This is a genomic window from Streptomyces sp. NBC_01707 (genome assembly GCF_041438805.1).
In the GTDB taxonomy this organism is placed as follows: Bacteria; Actinomycetota; Actinomycetes; order Streptomycetales; family Streptomycetaceae; genus Streptomyces.
In genome coordinates, this window is the sequence record NZ_CP109190.1 from 1,599,902 (window position 1) to 1,618,324 (window position 18,423).

Sequence of the window (18,423 nt, forward strand, 5' to 3'; positions counted from 1 at the left end):
GCCGTCGGCGCCACTCGACGTCACCGACCTCCGATGCCGACCTCCGGCGTGATCGGAACGCCTCACCGCTGTCGGCCCGGCGGACCTGCAACCGCCCGGCCTCCACTGCTGCGGCTCGACGAGACAGGATCGAGATCGCCACCCGGCCCGGTCACGGACGCGTGGCGACTGATGTTGCCTGCCGTGCCCGCACGCGTGCGGGCACGGCACGCCGCCACCTTGATCTTGTAGTCGCGCGGATCCATGGCGCACCACTCCCAGCGCGCTCCCCGTGAACGGTAGATGCAGGAAAGACGTGCCCCACATCACCACCTTGACGGGTGACGAACTTGCGTGTAAATATCGTCACTACTCTAACCAGTGATGCATCTCAGAGTGCCTGGCACGTGATCACACGGGCCACCACCCTCGCCGGTGCCGTATCTCCGGCGACCGGTAACGACCCAGGCTCCAGCACAACCAGCGCAGGAGGCGACCCATGTCGCGAACAGAGAAGATCCCGAGCGACGCCGAAGCGGCCCGTCATGCCCGGTTCGGCAGACTGCCGGAGCGCATCCGCCTGGAGGACACGACCGAAGGGCACGCGGCCACATTCCTGGATCCGGCGAGGGATGCGTACAACTACGACGAGTGGCTCGTGCGCATGTGTCTGTGACGTGCAGAACGCCCCGCCCGTCCGTCAAAGGATTCCCGTGAAGATGTCAATGCCGCTGAAGAGGGTGTCGGTGGCCGTGGGTGCGGTGACCATCGCCTTCGGCTGCTTCGTCCAACTCTTCTGAAACGCCGCCTCCCCCAGGAGGTCCGAAGCCATGGGTGTGGCCCGCGGTCCACACCCCGCCTCGGCCGCCGGCCAAGGGCTTCGGGGACAACCGGTAGGGCCTTGTCACATCTCTGGGCGTGGCACCCGCCGGTCCTCTGTGTGCTGACAGGCGCGGTCCGCCGGCGGGAGGCCGCGGGACCGAGTGTCTACTCCTGGACGATCACCGCGCTCTGGAGGCGTGCCGCGTCCTGACCCGGCGGGGCTCCGAACATGCGCCGGTACTCGCGACTGAACTGCGACGGGCTGTCGTAGCCGACGGCGTGTCCGATCGCGGCCACGTCGTGCGACGCTGCGATGAGTTGAATGCGGGCCTTCTGGAGCCGGAGTTGCTTTTGATACTGCAGCGGACTCATGGCGGTCACCGCACGGAAGTGCCGATTGAGCGACGAGACGCTCATGCCGACCTCGCGGGCGAGGTCGTCGACGCGAATCACCTGGTCGTAATGAGCCTGGATCCACTCGGTCGCGCGGGCGACGAGAGCCATACGGCTGTCGGCCAGGCCGACCTGTCTGACCAGGGCCGCCTGGGGCCCGTTGAGCAGTCGCCAATGAATCTCGCGTCGCACGCCGGGCGCCAGTACCGGGATGTCGCGTGGCTCGTCCAGCAGGCGCAGCAGCCGGACGACGGCATCGAGCAGCGTGTCGTCGGCGTCGCTGGTCGCGATGCCCGGTCCGTCATGAGTGGGGACGGCCGCGGGGCCGGCTTCCACCAGCAGTTGCGCAACGATCGAGGGTTGCAACGGAAGCCCGAACGCGAGAAACGGCTCGGCGGGCGTGGCGTCGGTGATCTGCGAGGTCAGGGGGAGGTCGACGGTCGCGACGAGGTACTGGCCCGCGTGGTAGTCGAAGACGCGGTCGTTGAGGATCGAGCGCTTCGCCCCCTGAGCCACCAGAGCGATCACGGGTTCGGTGACCGTGCCCAGCGGTTCGGTCACGTGCTCGGTCGAGAACACCGTCATTCCCTCGACCCGCACCGGGCGCGGGCCGCCCGCGGCGAGCCGCGCGATCCGGTTTCGGATTTCGTCCAGGTGATGCACCACACCAGTGGACCATGGGGTTGCCCGCAAGGCCAACATGATCCAGGCAAGGTTGAGCGGATTGTGCAACGATCCGCGCGCATCGGTCTAGGAGATCGCCAGGCCGCGGGGTCGAATGGAGGGGCACCGGGATGGCCTCCACGGCGTCCCCGAACCTCGTTCCGTCTGGGAGTTCCACCATGTCGCTCGATTCCTACGTCACGCTCGGCCGCTCAGGTCTGCGCGTCAGCCCCTTCACGCTGGGCACGATGACCTTCGGTGAGGATCTCGGGTGGGGCAGCAGCCCACAGGAGTCCGCGAACATCCTGGCCGCCTATCTGGACCGGGGCGGCAACTCGATCGACACTGCCAACATCTACACCAACGGCCACTCCGAGAAGATCATCGGCGACTACTTCGCGGGCCGGTCCGCGCTGCGCGACCGGGTCGTGATCGGCACGAAGTTCTTCGGCAACCTGTACGAGAACGACCCCAACGGCGGCGGACCCGGTCGGAAGGCGATCGTGCAACAGCTGGAGAACTCGCTGCGGCGTCTGCAGACCGACTTCGTCGACATCTACTGGTTGCACAATTTCGACCCGGTCACACCGGTCGAGGAGACTCTCCGCGCGCTGGATGACCTGATCCGCGACGGCAAGGTCCGCTACGTCGGATTCTCCGACGTGCCTGCGTGGGCCGCCGCCGAGGCGGCAACCATCGCGCGTTTCCGCGGGTGGGCCCCGATCATCGCTCTGCAGTTGGAGTACTCCCTGCTCGAACGCACCTCGGAGGGGGAGTTGATCCCCATGGCCCAGGCCCTGGGCATGGGTGTGATGCCATGGAGCCCGTTGAAGAGCGGGTTCCTGTCCGGCAAGTACTCCAGCACCACCACCGGCCCGGTCGACACCACGCGCACACAGCTGGTCGGTGCGCCGAGCGAGGCCGACTATGTCGTGATCGACGCGCTCGACGCCGTCGCCCGCGAGGTGGGCGCCGGCCCCGCCGCAGTGGCCCTGGCCTGGGTGCAGGGTCGTCCCGGGATCACCTCCACCCTGGTCGGCGCGCGCCGCATCGACCAGTTCGAGGCCAACCTGCAGGCCCTGGACGTGACCCTCACCGAGGCCCAGCGCGGTGTGCTGGATGACGTGTCCGCTCCCACGCTGAACTTCCCCGCCGACAACAACAGGACGTTGGCGCCGATGATCCAGTTCGGCGGAGCCACCGTGGACGGCCGCCGGTCAACGGTGTCCCCGCTGCTGCAGGCCGGCAGCGCCCGCTACTGACCCCCCCCCCGGGACACGGCGACGAACCGGTCCTCGGCAAGGCCCGCCCCCGGTCCGCGACACCGTCGTGATCGCCACCGAACCACGTCGACCACGTAGTGGACGCCGACGGTCTCAGCCCTGACGGCCGTTCCTGTGCCGGCGGTCGGGACGTCCGCCCGCCGGCAGATCGAGCCATCGCACGGTGCCGGGGGCGATCAGGTGGGTGTGGCCACCCAGGACCAGCCGCACGGCCGGGTGGTGCGAGTGCGGTACCGCGATCCGGAGCCGCTGCGCCCGTATCCCCAGGTCCACGTCCCCGTGTCCGCGGAATCGGATGCGTACCCCGAATTTCGACAGCTGGGGAAGCGGGGCCGGGGAGAGCCACAGTGCGTCGTCACGGGTCTCCAGCCCGGTCATCCCACGCTGCACCAGATCGAGGGTGCCGGCCATCGCCCCCAGGTGGATGCCTTCGGCGGTGGTGCCGCCCTGGATGTCGACCACATCACCGGTCAAGGCCTCTTCGCAGTAGGTCCACGCCTCCTCGCGGTGCACCCGTGCGAGCACCCAGGCGTGGACCAGAGAGCTGAGGGTGGAACCGTGGCTGGTACGCGCGAGGTAGTAGTCGACGGTGGCCCGCCAGGTCTCGTCGTCCAGAACATGCCCGAGGCGCTGGAACAGGCCGCCGAGCTCTCCGGGTGAGAAGAGGTAGCCGAGCATCAGCACATCGGCCTGCTTGGATGCCTGGTAGCGGTTGACCGTGTCGCCCTCCGCCTCAAGAATGCGGTCGAGCCGCCGGATGTCGCCATAGCGCTTCCGGTATGCGGCCCAGTCGAGTTCGTCGAGCTCGCCGTAACCGGCGAACTGGCTGATGACACCACGGTGATACGGCACATACAGCCGCCGGGAAATGTCCTCCCACCGTTCCAGCTCTGCGGGGTCGAGCCCCGAGCGCTCCAGCAGGGTCCTGCGCCATGGCTCGGGCAGGTCGCGGTACAGCTCCGTGGCCCGCGCCAGCACCCAGGCCGCCGTCACATTCGTGTACGCGTTGTCATCGATGCCCGCACTCCCGGCTCCGGGGTAGGCGTCGTGGTACTCGTCGGGGCCGACCACACCACGGATGCGGTACCGGGCCAGCGACGCGTCCCATTCGGCACCGGCAGCCCAGAACCGGGCGATCTGCAGCAGCATCTCCGCGCCCTTGGAATGCAGGTAATCGGTGTCCGCGGTGGCCTGACAGTACTGCCACACGTTGTAGGCAACGGCCGAACCCACGTGGTGCTGCAGTCGTGAGCGATCGGGCAGCCAACGCCCCGAAGCCGGGTTGAGATGGAGTTCCTGCGTCTCCTCCCGGCCGTCGTCGGCACTCTGCCAGGGGAACATGGCCCCTGCCCGCCCCGCCTGTTGCGCCGCCCGGCAGGCCGCGGGCAACCTCCGGTGGCGGTAGTCCAGAAGTCCCCGGCACACCTCCGGGAAATGCAGACTCAGGAACCTCAGTACGAACAGCTCGTCCCAGAACACGTGGCCGCGGTACGCCTCACCGTGCAGCCCTCTCGCCGGTACACCGACGTCGAGCTCGGCGGTGTGCGGAGACAGCGTCTGCAGCACATGAAAGAGGTGCAGTCGCAGAATCCTGCCGACTTCGCCCGGAACCTCGATACGGGCCCGCCGCCACAGGCCGGCCCACGCCCGACAGTGCGAGGCCAGCAGCTCCGCGAAATCCGGGGCCGTCCGGACGCCGGCCACAGCAGCCCGCAGGGGGCTGCCGATCGCCGGGTCACGCGAGGTGTACAGCGCGACCGTCTTGTCCACGACGGCATCGCGTTCCGGGTCCAGCGACAGCACCAGTGTCTGGAAGACCTGCCGTGGCGCCCGCCGGGGACGCGAATGCCGACCGGACTCATCCGTGTGCCGGCCACGACCGCCGGACGTGCCAACGGTGCGGGAGGCCAGCGCGAAGCCGATGTCCGACTCCACGGTGCGGCATCCCAGCCACACCACATCGTCCGGTTCCGTTCCGGTCGACCAGCCGGTCAGATGACGGTCGGAGAGGTCCCGGTACCGCGGGACACCGGTGTTCCGGATGTCGCCGTCGATCGCCGCCTCCACCTCGATCGCGCCGGTCCAGCCGTCCGCGGTGAAAACCGTGTGCAGGGCGGCGAGATGCGGGGTGCCCATGTGCACCAGACGGCGCTGCTCGACGTCCAGGCGACGGCCTGCCTCGTCCACGTAGACGGACCGACGGTTCAGCGTGCCGCGACGCAGATCGAGAGTCTGCCGGTGTTCCATGAGCTGTCCGTGGTCCGGTGAGAGCCACGGTCCGGGGTCTGCGCCGGCAGGGCGGATACGGTAGCGCAGCGGCAGCCAGTTCGGCAGGTTGACCAGGTCGGCGTTCTCCACCGTCCGGCCCTGGACCGATGAGATCAGCCGGTCGTAGCACCCCGCCAGGTAGGTGCCCGGGTAGTGAGAGCCGCTCGTGGATGCCTCGGATGCGGCTCCACGCGTGGCGAAGTAGCCGTTGCCGAGTGTGCACAGCGCCTCGCGCAGCCGCTCCTCATCCGGCTCGTACCCCTCGTACGACCATTCCCAGGCCCCCGCCATCAGTCGTCCATGCCGCTCAGCAGTTCGCCGGGATCCGACACCACGTCGTCGGCGCCACGGCGTCCCCGGTCCGCGGCGCCGCCGGGACCCTCTGTCCCGGTCACGGCGACCACGAGCCCGAATCCGCCGTGCCGGCCGGCTTCGACACCCGCCAGGGAGTCCTCCACCACCGCGGTTTCCGGAACCGGGACATGGAGGCTCCGCGCCACCTCCCCGAGGAGCGCGGGATCCGGCCTTCCCGGAAGGCCCAGCCCGTCGCGGACCGGACTCATCGAGCAGTTCGGGGCCGTGGTCGACGGGGCCGACGCACGGCGGGGCCGCTGCGCCTCGCGCTCCGGCGGACGGGCGTCAGACGCTTGCTCCCACGCCGCCGCGCGACTCCGGGCGGAGTCGGTGATCACTCCGCCGGTGTCGAAGGCCACGGCCCGCAAAGGTCGCAGGCACGGTGCCGGGGACGGTACGGCTGCCATGAATGGGGATTTCCCTTCGTCAGGGTCTTCATTCATGGCATCACGGTTCCAGGACGCGGGCGCGTCGTGGTTCTCAGTAGGGCAGAGGGCGCCCGGACGGGGTTCGCAGGTCGAGGGGCGGCGGCCCCGAGACAGGCGGTGGACGGCGGACGATTCTGATGCGGCTCACTGCCACCACCTCCTGGCGCTCACCGGGTATGTGCCCAGGCGCGTCCGCGACAATCCTGCGGGGGCAAACACGTCCACGTCGCAGGACCTTCGTGCCGGCCGGCCCGGACAGGACGGGCCCCTCCGAAGAGGCCTGTCCTGTCCGGACCGGCCCAGGGACGAACGGCCCATACCTCCGGCGAGGACGCCCACTTCATCCTGAAGGTGCGTCAACCGCTACCTGCTCTCCGGGAGGCCCCCGATGCTCGCGCAGACGCTCGACGACACGATGTTGGTCGACCTCGTCTCCGATGCCACCGCAGCGCCGTCGATGCACAACGCCCAGCCTTGGCACTTCGACTACAAACGATCCAGCCGCACTCTCGCTCTTCGGGCGGATTTCGACCGGGCCATGCCGGAGGCCGACCCCTCCACCCGCGCGCTGCACGTGGGATGTGGCGCGGCCCTCCTGAACCTACGGGTCTCCGCAGCCCACCACGGCCTCTCCATGGTGACCGCGCTGCTGCCCGTCCCTTCGGACCAGGCGCTCCTGGCGAGCAACCAGCTGAGCGACTCCCCCCAAGAGCCCCGGGATGCCGTGCTCGTCGGGCTCCACCGCGCGATCCGGGACCGGCATACCAGCCGGTACCCGTTCGACGCCCGGGCGATACCTGAGGACATCCGCCTGCTCCTCGCCGACGCGGCCCGCGCCGAAGGAGCGGACTTCTCGTTCCCGACCCCGACGCATCTGGAGACCGTGCTGGAACTGATCCGGGACGCCGAGGGATACGACCGAGGGGACCCGGCGCGGGAAGCGGAGCAGCACCACTGGACCCGGGACACGCAAGCGGAGGCTCCCGTCGACGGGGTCCCGGAACGTGTCCTGCTCACCGCCACACTCCAAGAGGTATCCGCGTCGTTCGCGACGCAGCCCCTCGAGGGGCCCGACCTGCGGTGGATCCTGCGTGACCCCGTCTTCGGCACGGGACACGCACAGATGATCATCCGCATGGGTTACGGCCCGGCAGGGCCGCACACACCGCGCCGCCCCTGGGCGCAGGTTCTGACGATCGAACCCTAGAACCGTCCCGGACCGAGCGTCGCGAGGCGGGCCGAGAGACGACGAGCGGGGCGCGGTGGTCATCCGCGCTGCGCCGGACACCGGCCGGACGGGTGCCCACAGGCTGCCCTCCGATCCGTCGCCGCCTACGTCCAGTGCCGAGCCGTGTTGTACTCGAGCGGGACAACGGCCGGTTTGCCGGACCCGGCCGACAGCCGCAGGCTGGAGCCATGGGGCGATCCGACCACGCCAGACAGATGCTCAGCGGCTGGGCCGTCGGGACACCGGGGCCCATGCGTACCGGCCCCCTCGTACCGACACATCGCCCGGTGGCCGCGCCCGGCCCGGACGAACTTCTGCTGGAGGTGGAAGCGTGCGGTGTCTGCCGCACGGACCTTCACCTCGCGGAGGGTGATCTCACCCCTCACCGTCCGTCCACCATTCCCGGCCACGAGATCGTCGGCCGTGTGGCATCCGTCGGCGAAGCGGTCAGCACGTTCCGCGTGGGCGACCGGGCGGGCGGCGCCTGGTTGCGCGGTACCTGCGGGACCTGCCGGTACTGCAGAGCGGGACAGGAGAATCTCTGCCCCGGTTCCACGTACACGGGATGGGACGCGGACGGCGGATTCGCCGACCTGGTACTCGTTCCCGAGGCCTTCGCCTATCGTCTCCCGGAGGCACAGGACGCGGCCTTGCTCGCTCCTCTCCTGTGCGCCGGAATCATCGGCTACCGGTCCTTGCGGCGGAGCGCGTTGCCGACGGGCGGCCGACTCGGAATCTACGGCTTCGGCGCGTCGGCCCATCTGGCCGCCCAGGTGGCTCTGTCCGAGGGCGCAACCGTGCATGTGATGACGCGTTCCGCGCAGGCGCGTGAACTCGCCATGTCCCTGGGCGCCTCATCGGTCAGCGGTGCCTACGAGAGCCCACCTGAGCCGCTGGACTCGGCGATCCTGTTCGCCCCGGTAGGTGACCTGGTTCCGGTGGCTCTGGAGGCGCTGGACCGGTCGGGCACGCTCGCGATCGCCGGCATCCATCTCTCCGACATCCCCGTGCTCAACTACCAGCGACATCTCTTCCAGGAACGGAATCTGCGCAGCGTCACCTCCAACACCCGCCAGGACGGCCGCGAGTTCCTCGAGCTCGCCGAACGCATCGGCATCCAGGTCACCGTGAGCCGGTATCCCCTGGACCGCGCCGATCAAGCACTGGTCGACCTGGCCTCGGACCGGGTGAACGGAGCCGCGGTGCTCACCGCCGCCTGACCCGAATCGCGTTCACCAGTGCGGCAACAAGGTTCGCCCGCTCGGTCATGGCTTCGATCACCAGGTACTCGTGGTCGGCGTGGGCACCGCCGCCGACTGCTCCCAGGCCATCGAGAGTCGGCACCCCCAGTGCGGCCGTGAAGTTGCCGTCACTTCCGCCGCCGACCGCCTTGCCTTCGAGGTCAGGAAGCAGCTGCTTGGCCACCGCGAAGAGCTCGGCCGACGCCGACTCGGGCATCGGGGGGCGGCCGACAGCTCCCTGGACGACGATCTCCGCCCCATCGAGATGCGGAGCCAGAGCCGCGAACGCAGACTCGATTCTGTCCTTCTCGCCGGCCGACTCGACCCGGACGTCGACGATGACGGCCGCCTCCGCGGGAACGACGTTGTCCAGTGTTCCTGCCGACGCGACGGTCGGGGTGACAGTCGTGCCGATATCGGGTCGACCGAGCGCCGCGATGTCCAGCACCTGGTGCGCCGCTTCGATCAGGGCGTTGACCCCGGCTGCGGGTTCAAGACCCGCATGCGACGCCCGGCCCGCGATGGAGACCTGGAAGGTGCCACAGCCTTTACGGGCGGTCTTCAGGGCTCCGCCGTCGGCGGCCCCCTCGAGCACGAGTACCGCGCCGCAGGCGAGGGCCCGTTCTTCGATGAGAGCTCGGGAGGAGCGGGAGCCGACCTCTTCGTCGGCCGTCACCAGGATCTCGACGCCCGACAGGTCATCGAGCGTCGCCAGACCGTGAACGGCCTGGACCAACCCGCCGAGCATGTCGAAGACCCCGGGGCCGGTTGCGTGTCCGTCTTCGACCGTGAACGGGCGACGTTCGAGGGTGCCGAGCGGAAACACCGTGTCATGGTGACCGAGGATCAGCACCTGGGGATCGTCACCGGCTGACCAGTGGACGTGCGGCCCGGCTTCACTTTCGACGAGGACGGCCTGCCCACCGAGGCGGCTCTCGATGAGGGCGGCGACGACCTTGGCCGATGCCGCCAGGGCGTCGCGGTCGCGCGAGGGAGACTCGATTTCGACGAGTTTCCTGAGGTCCTCGATCATCGCGTCGACACTCACTTCGACAATCCTGTGCATCGTCACGTCGCAAGGCTACTTGGTACGCCGCGCCGGAACAGGGCCGAGCCCGCGCCCGCCGGGCTGTCGAGCGCCCCGACTCCTCGCACGACCGTGGTCGCCGGAAGCGTGTCTGCACCGGCCGCAGGGCCGTGTCATCGCGGCGCTCATCGCGCTCGCCGACACGTTCACCGTGGTGCGCCGGCCACTGAACCTCCACCAGCCTCAGCTCGGGCACCCGTCCCGGCCGATGCCTCTGACCCGTCCGCGATCGCCTCAGGCATCGCCCCTGAGGCGGTCGCGCTGGATCTGATGAGCGAGGGCGCGACGCACAGAGGCCGAGGCGGTGGTGGCTGCCTTCGTGGGGATGTCGAGACCGCGGCTGATCTGGTCGTAGGCGTCCCGATAGCTGCCCGGTATCTCTGCCTGATGAAGCCTCAGGTCCTCTTCGACGAGGCGTCGCAACTCGTCGACGTTCTGGGGCGTGAAGCGCTTCTTCCCCCGGGTGATGGCGTTGACGTAGCGCGTACAGCGGGCGGTCTCGTAGAAGGTCTCGGAGATCTCCTCGGCGAGGCCCCACAGGCGTCCTTCGAGCCAGTGCTCGTCGTGCTGGTCGAGGGAGAGGTTCGTCGGGGGCAGTGGGTCGCCCGTCCTGTACTTCGTCACCTGCTTGGACACGGCGGGCTGACTCATGTCGGTGAGTTGGGCAATCCTGTCCTGGGTCCAGCCGAAGCCGGCGAACAGCTTGATCATTTCGGTGCGCAGCTTCCGCATCTCCTCGCCCGCACGGATGACCTCGTTCATGCCGGCGAGCATCCGCTCGGCCTGCTCCTCGGTCAGCGTCTCGGGGTTCTGACGCGCGCTCTCTTCGCCTGGCATGGTTCGGTTATACACCCGGGGACCCCGCAGCCATAACCGGGTTGTACAACCTGGTTATGAATGGCAGGGTTCCCGTCATGCCTACCTTCTCCGCACCTGACGGAACCCGGCTCGCCTACCGCATGATCGGGGAGGGCGACCCGGTCGTGTGCCTCCCGGGAGGCCCCGCGGACTCCCGCTACCTCGGCGACCTCGGCGGCCTCTCCACCCACCACCGGCTGATCGTCCTGGACCTGCGCGGCACCGGCCGGTCCGCGAGTCCCGAGGACACCTCGTCCTACCGCTGCGATCGTCTGGTCGACGACGTCGAGGCGTTGCGCGAACACCTCGGACTTCCCTGGATGGACCTGCTCGGCCACTCCGCGGGCACGAACATCGCGACGCAATACGCGGCTCGGTACCCGAAGAACGTCAGCAAGCTCGCCCTGATCGGCCCCAGCACGAGAGCTGTCGGCATAGCGATCACCGGGGAGACGCGACGCGATCTCGCACAGCTTCGTAGAAACGAGCCGTGGTTCCCGGCGGCGTTCGCCGCCCTGGAGGCGATCACCACGGGTGAGGGCAGTGACCCGGAGGCCATCGCCCCCTTCTTCTACGGTCGCTGGGACGCCGCGGCACAGAGGCACCATGCAGCCGGCCGGCCGAGCAACCAGGAAGCTGTCGCTCTCTTCGCGGCTGACGGCGCCTTCGGTCCGGAGTCCACTCGTGCGGCACTCGCCTCCTTCGAGGCCCCCGTCCTGCTGCTCGCCGGAGAGTGCGACTTGAACAGCCCCCCTCAGTCGGCGGCCGAGTTCGCAGGTCTGTTCCCTGCCGCCACGCTCGTGGTGCAGCCGGGGGCGGGTCACTACCCCTGGCTCGACGACGCCGACCGGTTCGTGGCGACCACTACGACATTCCTGGGGCGAGGATCTGCTCACACATCTGAAGTCTGAGACGCCCCGAGCCGAGGCCATCGCCTCGCCAACTTCTTCTCCGGCGGCGTCCAGGTCCGGCAAAGGGGCGCAGGCCAGCGCCTGCGCCCCTTTGGAGCGGAACTCGAAGCCGTAGCGGCCCCGGAAGCCGACGACGGCCGGTGTGCGAGGACCGACACCGGCTCAGCCGGCGGTGGGAGAGCAACCGGGTGCACATCGGGCCGGGTGCCGCCCCACCTGCCGGGATCAGACCGCCGGAACCGGGTAGGTCGGGTACTCCACCCCGGAGACGTGCTGGACGACGCGGATGACCTGGCAGGAGTAGCCGAACTCGTTGTCGTACCAGAGGTAGAGGATCGCGTTGTCGCCGTCGACCTTGGTGGCGCCGGCGTCGACGATCGAGGCGTGGCGCGAGCCGATGAAGTCGCTCGAGACCGCGTCGGGAGCGGTGGTGAAGTCGATCTGGCGCTTGAGCGGCGAGGTCAGCGAGACGTTGCGGAGGTAGTCGAGGACCTCCTCGCGGGTGGTCTCACGCCCGAGCCGCAGGCTGAGGATCGCGATCGAGACGTCAGGCACCGGGACACGGATCGAGCTGCCGGTGATCGGTGCCTTGAGGTCGGGCAGCGCCTTGGCGACGGCGGAGGCCGCACCGGTCTCGGTGATGACCATGTTGAGCGGCGCCGAGCGGCCACGGCGGTCGGCGCTGTGGTAGTTGTCCAGCAGGTTCTGGTCGTTGGTGAACGAGTGGACGGTCTCCACGTGGCCGCGCAGGACGCCGTACTCGTCCGCCATCGCCTTCAGAGGCGGCACGATCGCGTTGGTGGTGCAGGACGCGCAGGACAGGATCTGCTCGTCCGGCTTGATCATGTCGTGATTGACGCCGTGCACGATGTTGGGGACGTCACCCTTGCCGGGCGCGGTCAGGACGACCTTGTCGATACCGGGGCGCAAGTGCTTCGACAGGCCTTCGCGGTCGCGCCACTTGCCGGTGTTGTCGATGAGGATGGCGTCCTTGATGCCGTACGCCGTGTAGTCGACCTCCGAGGGGTCGTTGGCGTAGATCACCTTGATCTCGTTGCCGTTGGCGCTGATCGTGCTGTTCGCCTCGTCGACGGTGATCGTGCCCTGGAACTGGCCGTGGATGGAGTCGCGGCGCAGCAGGGAGGCGCGCTTGACGATGTCCTGGTCACCACCCTGACGGACGACGATGGCGCGCAGCCGCAGGCCGTTGCCGGAGCCGGCCTTCTCGATGAGCAGGCGGGCGACGAGGCGGCCGATGCGGCCGAAGCCGTAGAGGACGACGTCGCGCGGCTCGCTGCGCTCCATCTTGTTGGCACCGGTGGCGCCGGCGACGGCGCCGGCGGTGAACTCCTCCACCGAGAGACCGCGGTCGTCGGTCTTGTACGTCGCGGCGAGCATGCCGATGTCGATCTGGGAAGGGCCGAGATCGAGCGAGGCGAGAGCCTGCAGGAACGGCATCGTCTCGGTGACCGAGAGTTCCTCACCGGCGATCTGCCGGGCGAATCGGTGGGTCTTGAGGATGCTGACCACTGACTTGTTCACCAAGGAGCGGCTGTGAAGCAGGATCGTGACGTCCCGCTCCCGGTGCAGCTTCCCGATGATCGGGATCATCGACTCCGCGATCCTCTCGCGGTTCTTCCAGCTGGTGAACGAGTCCTCATTGACAGTCACAGGTTTATCTTTCGAGCTAGGCGGTGCTCATATGCTAACCCGCCGCTCTTTTGATCATTCAAACGGTGCCACCTGAGCGCATCCCGCGATCGGCTCCATGGCCACACCGCGACGGGAATGGGTCGCCGCATGGGAAAAAATGTTCCGTTAAAGCCGATTTGGACCAGTGCAATCTCCCTCATGTGATGCTCGTCGGTCTCGGCGTCGACGTGGTCCGCATCGACGGGCTCGGCGCACCTCCTCCTGGACGCCGTCCACGAACCGCGACGAGAAGCGCTCCGGATCCGTCACCGACCCGCGATCACGACAGCGAACAGCGTCACCGAGAGCAGCACGACGAGGGCACCCCCGGCCATGAACGCGCGTTCAGCACCCAAGCGCTCCCGCCCGTGGACCACGACGATTCGCGGGTCGGCCGGATCGTAGGAGACATGTACGTTGTCGCCGTCGCTCAACGGCTGTCGCCGGGTGGAGGGAACGGGACAGACCACTTCCATCACCCTGTCGTCCTCCGTCACGAACTGGAGCAGCGGGCGCAGCATGGCCGACTCCTCACGGACCGCTGCCGGGTGCCGCTTGACGAGCGCCTGGACACGCACACCCGTCTCGCTCAATCGGCGTGCCTGGCGCAAGCCGTAGGCCCCCACAAGGACGGCGAACATGCCGCCGAACGCGGCGATCCCTGCCGGCACGGCCACGGCCCCCACGCCCATGTCACGCCTCACTCCGATGTGTGTCCTCGCCCGGCCGCCTTCGCACAGGCACCCCGACATTCTGGTCACATCAGGGCGGCCAGCGCGTGGTTGAGTTCCACGACGTTGACGCTTCTCTGACCCAGAAACCCGAGAACACGTCCCTGGACGTGGTGGGCGACCAGCGCCTTGACCTCGGCGGGGGCGAGGTGACGGGCCTTGGCGACACGGCCGACCTGTTCGTAGGCGTAGGCCGGGGAGATCGCCGGGTCGAGCCCGGAACCGCTGGCGGTGACGGCGTCCGCGGGGACCGATGCGGGCGGGACCCCGTCGAAGGCGGCGACGGCGGCGCGGCGGATCCTGATGGTCCTGATCAGGTCGGTGTTGTTCGGGCCCAGGTTGGAGGCACCGGAGTTCATGGGGTCGTAGCCGCCCGCGGACGGCCGCGGCTGGAACCACTTGGGGTCAGGGCGCAGCGGCTCCAGCGCGTCGCCGGGATTCTTCTTCGGCAGGGCGAAGTTCTGGCCGATCAGCCTCGAGGCCACCGGCGTACCGTCAGTCGTCAGCAGGGAACCGTTGGCCTGGTGCGGGAGGCCGGCCTGGGCGATGCCCGTGACGAGCAGCGGATAGCCGATGCCGGTGATCACAGTGAGAACCAGCAGCATCCGCAACGCGCTCAGATAGCGCTGCAGTACGCGGGGAAGATCGGTGCGCACCGTGGGATCGCCTTCCTCTCTCTTCGGGCCGACTGTCAGCGCAGGCCGGGGATGAACTGGATGACGAGGTCGAGCAGCTTGATGCCCACGAAGGGCAGTACCAGGCCGCCGAGCCCGTACATCCAGATGTTGCGGCTGAGCAGCTTCGCGGCGGAGGACGGCCGGTAGCGCACGCCACGCAGCGCGAGCGGGATCAGCGCGATGATGATCAGCGCGTTGAAGACGATCGCGGAGGTGATCGCCGAGGTCGGGCTGTGCAGGCGCATGATGTTCAGCTTGTCCAGGCCCGGGTAGACCACCGCGAACATCGCCGGGATGATCGCGAAGTACTTCGCGACGTCGTTGGCGATCGAGAAGGTGGTCAGCGCACCACGGGTCATCAGGAGCTGCTTGCCGATCTCGACGATCTCGATGAGTTTCGTCGGGTTGGAGTCCAGGTCGACCATGTTCCCGGCCTCCTTGGCGGCCGAGGTGCCCGTGTTCATCGCCACGCCGACGTCCGCCTGAGCGAGCGCGGGCGCGTCGTTCGTACCGTCACCGGTCATCGCGACGAGCTTGCCGCCCGCCTGCTCACGCCGGATCAGGGCCATCTTGTCCTCGGGCGTGGCCTCCGCGAGGAAGTCGTCCACCCCTGCCTCCTCGGCGATGGCCTTCGCGGTCAGCGGGTTGTCACCCGTGATCATGACCGTCTTGATGCCCATGCGGCGCAGCTCGTCGAACCGCTCCCGCATCCCTTCCTTGACGACGTCCTTGAGGTGGATGACACCGAGAACGCGGGCGCCGGGCGCATCGCCGTGCCGGATCACCTCGCCGACGACCAAGGGGGTGCCGCCGCTCGCAGAGATGCCGTCGACGATGCCGCCGACCTCCGCCGTGGGGTGGCCGCCGTTTTCGCGGACCCAGCGCATCACTGCCGTCGCCGCTCCCTTGCGCAGGAACCGGTTCTCCTGAGGGTCGTTGAGGTCCACGCCGCTCATCCGGCTCTGAGCGGTGAAGGGTACGAACTGTGCCTGGGCCAGCTCTCCTTCGCCACGGCCGCGCAGCGCGTACTCCTGCTTGGCGAGGACGACGATCGAACGGCCCTCGGGCGTCTCGTCGGCGATCGACGACAGCTGGGAGGCGTCGGCGAGTTCCTCGACGCTCACCCCGTCCACCGGCAGGAATTCGGCGGCCTGGCGGTTGCCGAGGGTGATGGTGCCGGTCTTGTCGAGCAGCAGCGTGTTGACGTCACCCGCGGCCTCCACCGCACGCCCGGACATCGCCAGCACATTGCGCTGCACGAGCCGGTCCATGCCCGCGATCCCGATCGCAGACAGCAGCGCGCCGATGGTCGTGGGGATCAAGGCGACTACGAGGGCGGCGAGGATGACGATGGTCTGCTCGGCCCCTGCGAAGAGGGCGAAGGGCTGCAGCGTCGCCACCGCGATCAGGAAGACGATGGTGAGCGATGCCAGGAGGATGTTGAGCGCGATCTCGTTCGGCGTCTTCTGCCGCGCGGCCCCCTCCACGAGTGCGATCATCCGGTCGATGAAGGTCTCCCCCGGCTTCGAGGTGATCCTCACGACGATCCGGTCCGAGAGCACCTTGGTGCCGCCCGTGACCGCCGACCGGTCGCCGCCCGACTCGCGGATCACCGGCGCCGACTCACCCGTGATGGCCGATTCGTCGACGCTCGCGATGCCCTCGACGACATCGCCGTCGCCGGGGATGATCTGCCCGGCCTCGACGACGACGTGATCGCCCAGTCGCAGATCCACACCTGAGACTTCCTCCTCCGCGGCGTCGGTCGCGCCCGGCCGCCAGCCGGCGAGACGTCGGGCCATCGTCGTCGTCCTGGCGTGGCGCAGGGTCTCCGCCTGGGCCTTGCCGCGTCCCTCGGCCACTGCTTCGGCGAGATTGGCGAAGACCGCCGTCAGCCAGAGCCACGCCGTGATCACCCAGGCGAAGACGCTGGGCGTCCTGATGGCCGACAGCGTGGTCAGCACCGCGCCGACCTCCACCACGAACATGACGGGGTTGTGGACCATCGAGCGCGGATCCAGCTTGTGCAGGGCGTCGGGGAAGGACGTCAGTAGCTGCTTGGGATCGAGCAGCCCGCCCGAGACCCGGTGCTGCTGACGCCCGGCGCTGGGCGGGGTGGGAGCGGGCGTGGCGGTCGTGGACATCAGTGCAGACCCTCCGCGAGGGGGCCGAGCGCGAGCGCCGGGAAGTACGTCAGACCGACAACGATGAGGATCACTCCGGTCAACAGCCCGACGAACTGCGGCCGGTGAGTGGGCAGGGTGCCCGCGGTGACCGGTACGGGCTGCTGCCCGGCGAGCGAGCCGGCGAGTGCCAGGACGAACACCATCGGAAGGAACCGGCCGAGGAGCATGACCACACCGAGTGCGGTGTTGTACCAGACGGTGTTGACACTCAGTCCTGCGAATGCCGAGCCGTTGTTGTTCGCAGCCGACGCGAAGGCGTACAGGACCTCGGAGAAGCCGTGCGGCCCGGAATTGAGCATCGCCGCCCTCTCCCCCGGGAACGCCATCGCCAGCCCCGCACCGACCAGCACGAGGGCCGGTGTGGTCAGGATGTAGAGCGAGGCGAACTTCATCTCCCGGCCCCGAAGCTTCTTGCCCAGGTACTCGGGCGTACGGCCGACCATCAGTCCGGCGACGAACACCGCGACGATTGCGAGGATCAGGATCCCGTAGAGCCCGGAGCCGGCACCCCCGGGCGCGATCTCCCCCAGCATCATGTTGAAGACGGTCATTCCGCCGCCGCCCGGCGTGTACGAGTCATGGAAGGAGTTGACCGCTCCGCACGACGTGAGAGTCGTCGACACGGCGAACAGAGCCGAGGCCCAGATCCCGAACCGCGTCTCCTTGCCCTCCATCATTCCGCCGGCCGCATGACCGGCCGCGCTGCTTACACTGTGCAACTCGTTGGCGGTCACGATGGCGACCGATGCGACCCAGATCGATGCCATCACGGCGACGATCGCGTAACCCTGGCGGTTGTCACCCATCATCGCCCCGAAGGTCCGCGGGAGCGAGAACGCGATGACCAGCATGAGGTAGATCTCGATCAGGTTGGTGAAGGCGTTGGGGTTCTCGAAGGGGTGCGCGGAGTTCGCGTTGTAGAACCCGCCGCCGTTGGTGCCCAGTTCCTTGATGGACTCCTGCGAGGCGACGGGGCCGCCGGTCATGCTCTGGTGCTCGCCCGCGATGGTGGTGATGTCGTGGACGCCATGGAAATTCTGAACGGCACCGGCGGCCACCAGAACGATCGCGAAGACAAAGGCGAGGGGCAGCAGAACGCGCAGCACGACTCGTGTCAGGTCCACCCAGAAATTCCCGACGCGATCGGTCATCTTCCTGCTGAAGCCCCGGATCAACGCCGCGACGACCGCGATGCCCACGGCCGCGGAGACGAAGTTCTGCACCGCGAGCCCGGCCATCTGGACCAGATGACCCATCGTCGACTCGCCTGAGTAAGACTGCCAGTTGGTATTGGTGACGAAGGATGCCGCGGTGTTGAACGACTGGTCCGTGCTGACGGGCTTCATTCCCAGGGACAGCAGGAGATGGTTCTGCAGGCGCAGGAACGCGTACAGGAACAGGACCGACACCGCGGAGAAGGCAAGGATGCTGCGCAGGTACACCGACCACTTCTGGTCGGCGTCGGCGTTCACTCCGCCGGCCCGGTAGATCAGGCGTTCAGCCGCCCAATGGTGATCAGTGGTCAGGACGCGGGCGATGTAGCCGCCCAACGGGCGGAACGAGAGACCCAGCGCGACCACCAGGGCGAGTACCTGGAGCCATCCCGCGAGGGTGTCGTTCAT

The 18,423-nt window shown here is 68.3% G+C and carries 16 protein-coding genes; 5 read left to right on the plus strand and 11 right to left on the minus strand.

Features of this window, described 5'->3' with window-relative positions; genetic code table 11:
• Positions 1-478 precede the first annotated feature (478 nt).
• The gene (locus tag OG963_RS07375) at positions 479-655 is read left to right on the plus strand and encodes a hypothetical protein (RefSeq protein ID WP_176902022.1); all 177 of its coding nucleotides are present in this window, start codon (positions 479-481) and stop codon (positions 653-655) included.
• 24 nt (positions 656-679) lie between these two features.
• Here the strand turns inward: OG963_RS07375 and OG963_RS07380 are convergent, their stop codons facing one another.
• Both OG963_RS07380 and OG963_RS07385 read right to left on the minus strand, forming a co-directional pair.
• Positions 680-811, minus strand: a complete 132-nt coding sequence (locus tag OG963_RS07380) for a hypothetical protein (RefSeq protein ID WP_256223304.1) — start codon at positions 809-811, stop codon at positions 680-682.
• Positions 812-966: 155 nt separating this feature from the next.
• Entirely contained in the window at positions 967-1,779 is an 813-nt protein-coding gene (locus tag OG963_RS07385) for an AraC family transcriptional regulator (RefSeq protein ID WP_093929295.1), read from the minus strand.
• Between the two features lie 257 nt (positions 1,780-2,036).
• Between OG963_RS07385 and OG963_RS07390 the strand changes: the two genes are divergently transcribed.
• Positions 2,037-3,119 (plus strand): aldo/keto reductase, encoded by a 1,083-nt coding sequence (locus OG963_RS07390; RefSeq protein ID WP_093770256.1) that lies wholly within the window; start codon positions 2,037-2,039, stop codon positions 3,117-3,119.
• Between the two features lie 114 nt (positions 3,120-3,233).
• On the opposite strand, the gene OG963_RS07395 is transcribed toward OG963_RS07390, so the two are convergent.
• Both OG963_RS07395 and OG963_RS07400 read right to left on the minus strand, forming a co-directional pair.
• Complete coding sequence (locus tag OG963_RS07395) at positions 3,234-5,699, minus strand: glycoside hydrolase family 65 protein (RefSeq protein WP_371798673.1); 2,466 nt, start codon at positions 5,697-5,699, stop codon at positions 3,234-3,236.
• A complete protein-coding gene (locus tag OG963_RS07400; RefSeq protein ID WP_371126225.1) occupies positions 5,699-6,121 on the minus strand; it encodes a hypothetical protein in 423 nt (140 codons plus the stop codon). The genes OG963_RS07395 and OG963_RS07400 overlap by 1 nt, the downstream gene beginning before the upstream one ends.
• 457 nt (positions 6,122-6,578) lie before the next feature.
• On the opposite strand from OG963_RS07400, the gene OG963_RS07405 reads away from it, so the two are divergent.
• Positions 6,579-7,397: a nitroreductase gene (locus OG963_RS07405; RefSeq protein WP_371798674.1), complete on the plus strand. Its 819-nt coding sequence runs from the start codon at positions 6,579-6,581 to the stop codon at positions 7,395-7,397.
• Positions 7,398-7,606: 209 nt separating this feature from the next.
• Positions 7,607-8,638 (plus strand): zinc-dependent alcohol dehydrogenase family protein, encoded by a 1,032-nt coding sequence (locus OG963_RS07410; RefSeq protein ID WP_371798675.1) that lies wholly within the window; start codon positions 7,607-7,609, stop codon positions 8,636-8,638.
• Here the strand turns inward: OG963_RS07410 and OG963_RS07415 are convergent.
• On the minus strand, positions 8,625-9,725 hold the full coding sequence (locus OG963_RS07415) for a M20 family metallopeptidase (protein WP_371800274.1): 1,101 nt from the start codon (positions 9,723-9,725) through the stop codon (positions 8,625-8,627). The two genes, OG963_RS07410 and OG963_RS07415, sit on opposite strands and share 14 nt — an antisense overlap.
• A 255-nt stretch (positions 9,726-9,980) precedes the next feature.
• Positions 9,981-10,583: a sigma-70 family RNA polymerase sigma factor gene (locus tag OG963_RS07420; RefSeq protein WP_371798676.1), complete on the minus strand. Its 603-nt coding sequence runs from the start codon at positions 10,581-10,583 to the stop codon at positions 9,981-9,983.
• A gap of 77 nt (positions 10,584-10,660) precedes the next feature.
• Here OG963_RS07420 and OG963_RS07425 point away from each other — a divergent pair, with 77 nt between their 5' ends.
• Positions 10,661-11,515 (plus strand): alpha/beta fold hydrolase, encoded by an 855-nt coding sequence (locus OG963_RS07425; RefSeq protein ID WP_093770246.1) that lies wholly within the window; start codon positions 10,661-10,663, stop codon positions 11,513-11,515.
• 225 nt (positions 11,516-11,740) lie between these two features.
• On the opposite strand, the gene OG963_RS07430 is transcribed toward OG963_RS07425, so the two are convergent.
• The 5 genes from OG963_RS07430 to kdpA form a co-directional block, all read right to left on the minus strand.
• Positions 11,741-13,186: a glyceraldehyde-3-phosphate dehydrogenase gene (locus OG963_RS07430; protein ID WP_030924408.1), complete on the minus strand. Its 1,446-nt coding sequence runs from the start codon at positions 13,184-13,186 to the stop codon at positions 11,741-11,743.
• 287 nt (positions 13,187-13,473) lie between these two features.
• Positions 13,474-13,899 carry a DUF3592 domain-containing protein gene (locus OG963_RS07435; protein ID WP_093770244.1) on the minus strand — a complete coding sequence of 142 codons (426 nt, stop codon included), beginning with the start codon at positions 13,897-13,899 and terminating at the stop codon, positions 13,474-13,476.
• A gap of 65 nt (positions 13,900-13,964) precedes the next feature.
• On the minus strand, positions 13,965-14,594 hold the full coding sequence (kdpC, locus tag OG963_RS07440) for a potassium-transporting ATPase subunit KdpC (protein WP_371798677.1): 630 nt from the start codon (positions 14,592-14,594) through the stop codon (positions 13,965-13,967).
• A gap of 35 nt (positions 14,595-14,629) precedes the next feature.
• Positions 14,630-16,759 carry a potassium-transporting ATPase subunit KdpB gene (gene kdpB / locus OG963_RS07445; RefSeq protein WP_093929157.1) on the minus strand — a complete coding sequence of 710 codons (2,130 nt, stop codon included), beginning with the start codon at positions 16,757-16,759 and terminating at the stop codon, positions 14,630-14,632.
• A complete protein-coding gene (kdpA, locus tag OG963_RS07450; RefSeq protein ID WP_319326333.1) occupies positions 16,759-18,423 on the minus strand; it encodes a potassium-transporting ATPase subunit KdpA in 1,665 nt (554 codons plus the stop codon). Before kdpA ends, kdpB begins: the two co-directional genes overlap by 1 nt.

Bases quoted from the DNA above. Each gene is read 5' to 3' on its own strand.
- OG963_RS07375 (WP_176902022.1), top strand. From the start codon at position 479: ATGTCGCGAACAGAGAAGATCCCGAGCGACGCCGAAGCGGCCCGTCAT.
- OG963_RS07380 (WP_256223304.1), bottom strand. From the start codon at position 811: ATGGCTTCGGACCTCCTGGGGGAGGCGGCGTTTCAGAAGAGTTGGACG.
- OG963_RS07385 (WP_093929295.1), bottom strand. From the start codon at position 1,779: ATGACGGTGTTCTCGACCGAGCACGTGACCGAACCGCTGGGCACGGTC.
- OG963_RS07390 (WP_093770256.1), top strand. From the start codon at position 2,037: ATGTCGCTCGATTCCTACGTCACGCTCGGCCGCTCAGGTCTGCGCGTC.
- OG963_RS07395 (WP_371798673.1), bottom strand. From the start codon at position 5,699: ATGGCGGGGGCCTGGGAATGGTCGTACGAGGGGTACGAGCCGGATGAG.
- OG963_RS07405 (WP_371798674.1), top strand. From the start codon at position 6,579: ATGCTCGCGCAGACGCTCGACGACACGATGTTGGTCGACCTCGTCTCC.
- OG963_RS07410 (WP_371798675.1), top strand. From the start codon at position 7,607: ATGGGGCGATCCGACCACGCCAGACAGATGCTCAGCGGCTGGGCCGTC.
- OG963_RS07415 (WP_371800274.1), bottom strand. From the start codon at position 9,725: ATGCACAGGATTGTCGAAGTGAGTGTCGACGCGATGATCGAGGACCTC.
- OG963_RS07420 (WP_371798676.1), bottom strand. From the start codon at position 10,583: ATGCCAGGCGAAGAGAGCGCGCGTCAGAACCCCGAGACGCTGACCGAG.
- OG963_RS07425 (WP_093770246.1), top strand. From the start codon at position 10,661: ATGCCTACCTTCTCCGCACCTGACGGAACCCGGCTCGCCTACCGCATG.
- OG963_RS07435 (WP_093770244.1), bottom strand. From the start codon at position 13,899: ATGGGCGTGGGGGCCGTGGCCGTGCCGGCAGGGATCGCCGCGTTCGGC.
- kdpB (WP_093929157.1), bottom strand. From the start codon at position 16,759: ATGTCCACGACCGCCACGCCCGCTCCCACCCCGCCCAGCGCCGGGCGT.
- kdpA (WP_319326333.1), bottom strand. From the start codon at position 18,423: ATGAACGACACCCTCGCGGGATGGCTCCAGGTACTCGCCCTGGTGGTC.